Origin of the sequence: Brevibacterium sp. LS14 (genome assembly GCF_012027885.1) — a bacterium.
GTDB lineage: Bacteria > Actinomycetota > Actinomycetes > Actinomycetales > Brevibacteriaceae > Brevibacterium > Brevibacterium casei.
Map to the genome: position 1 here is coordinate 1 of NZ_SJXG01000013.1, position 431 is coordinate 431.

The 431-nt window shown below is 67.3% G+C and carries 1 pseudogene; it reads left to right on the forward strand.

The window, feature by feature from the left end:
* Positions 1-49 precede the first annotated feature (49 nt).
* A pseudogene (locus EZE58_RS02045) lies at positions 50-431 on the forward strand (HNH endonuclease); the annotation flags it as partial.

Below are 431 nucleotides of genomic sequence, written 5' to 3' on the forward strand. Positions count from 1 at the left end.
GGTGCTCGGGGGACTGCTCGACCCGGTGTCCGGGGCGGCATTGAACGGGTTGCTCACCTCCCGCATCCACTCAGTCACCCCGGATACCGATGCCAGCGGCCACAACTCAGGGACCACGGGTGATACGGGCGTCGACAGTGAAGACGCCGGTGGCACATCGCTGGGACACCCTGCAACCCCGAGCGGCAGCAATGACACTGCCGCCGACCAGGCTGCGCTCTTCGAGATTGTCGATCAGGTCCTCCACGGGGAGCTTCATGATGCGCCTCTGCCGATCCCGCAGGCACCCCCAGACTGGGCAGTCCCGCCTGCCACCGACGACGCCTACACGCTCGGCAACGGTGACGGCGACGGCACGGGTTCTGCCACTTCGGCCGGAATCACCGATCCGACCAACACCACAGGCGGCGTGGCTTCCGGTTTCCCGGTCG